Here is a 1434-nt window from a genome sequence, read left to right as displayed (position 1 = left end):
GCGCATGGAATTGGAAGCAGAGTTCAAGGTAGGTGAGCAACGGTACGCCGTATTGCGTAGACCCGGGGCTGCTGTTGGCGAACATGAGCTATATCATGTAAGCTCATCCACAGACGGCGAAATCTCCATCACCACCATTGAAGATGATGATGAGTGGGAAGATATTTCCGAGCTGTACGACGAATGTACGTTGCCGGAAGAACTGTAAGTCTGGATAACGATGAGATCAAACCTGAAAGGGCGGACCAGTCCGCCCTTTTTGGCTGTGAAGGAGTTGGGTGGATGTGAAGCGAAGGACGAGGATGTTTACGTTGCTTCTACTGCTTATCATTATAGTAGCAGGGGCAGCCCTCTATATCTGGAATGCCATGCAGCCTGTTCAGCCCCAAACACAACCCGTTGCTTTTACGGTGGTGCAGGGAACAGGAACATCGGCTATTGCAGATACGCTGGAGCAAAAGGGACTTATACGTAATGCGCTCGTGTTTAAGGCTTATGTAAAATTCAAACAGCAAGGAAGCGGATTTCAGGCCGGAAAATATGAGGCACATCCTGGCGCAACCTTTGATCAGTTGATTACTAAGTTATCGGCTGGAGATGTTGTCAAAGAGGAAATGATTCGTTTTACAATCCCGGAAGGTTTTACGATTAGACAGATGGCTGATAAGCTGCAAAAGGAAGGACTGGCAGACCGGCAGCAATTTTTGCAGCTGGCCAACGATCCGTCCGCTTTTGACGTCGCGCTAGTGCGGGACATTCCAAAGCAGGCGGGGCTTCGCTATGCGCTGGAGGGCTATCTTTTCCCGGAAACCTATGAGCTGAAAAAGGGTAGTACGGCCAAAGATATTATACAGGTGATGCTAGAACAGACACAAAAGCGGTTGGAAACTGTTTCCGATTTGGATGCGAAGCTGAAACAGCGGGGTGAAACGCTGCATCAACTGCTGACAGTTGCTTCTCTCGTAGAGCGCGAAGTGGTTGTGGAAGATGAGCGGTCTGTAGTAGCTGGCGTCATTTATAACCGACTCAAACAGGATAAGAAGCTGGAAATTGATGCTACAGTTCAATATATGCTGGATAAGCAAAAGGAACGGCTGTATTACAAGGATTTGGCTGTGGAAAGTCCTTATAATACGTATATGCATCAGGGACTTCCACCAGGGCCGATTGCAAGTCCCAGTCTGAAATCAGTGATAGCGGCTTTACAGCCGAAAGCTACAGATTATTTGTTTTACGTGACCAAAAAAGATGGGACACATGAACATTTGTTTGCCAAAACGTATAAAGAACATTTGCATAACATTCAGGTAAGTAACCGTAAGACAAATTAGGAGGTGAGCCTATGGCTTACAAACCCGAACTACTGGCAACTGCCAGCTCTCCGGAGGATGCCCGCCATATGCTGGAGGCTGGAGCTACTGCATTACTTATTGG

At 47.6% G+C, this 1434-nt stretch carries 2 protein-coding genes; both read left to right on the top strand.

Annotation, left to right across the window (positions count from 1 at the left end):
- Positions 1–208 (top strand): DUF1292 domain-containing protein (locus tag GRP75_RS26805; RefSeq protein ID WP_160790873.1); only part of this gene is annotated, 208 nt, incomplete at its 5' end.
- Positions 209–302: 94 nt separating this feature from the next.
- A complete protein-coding gene (mltG, locus tag GRP75_RS26800; protein ID WP_160790874.1) occupies positions 303–1331 on the top strand; it encodes an endolytic transglycosylase MltG in 1029 nt (342 codons plus the stop codon).
- The last annotated feature ends 103 nt before the right edge of the window (positions 1332–1434 follow it).

Origin of the sequence: Paenibacillus sp. OT2-17, from assembly GCF_009827695.1 — a bacterium.
GTDB classification, from domain to species: domain Bacteria; phylum Bacillota; class Bacilli; order Paenibacillales; family Paenibacillaceae; genus Paenibacillus; species Paenibacillus polymyxa_B.
This window is presented reverse-complemented; position numbering and strand designations above follow the sequence as displayed.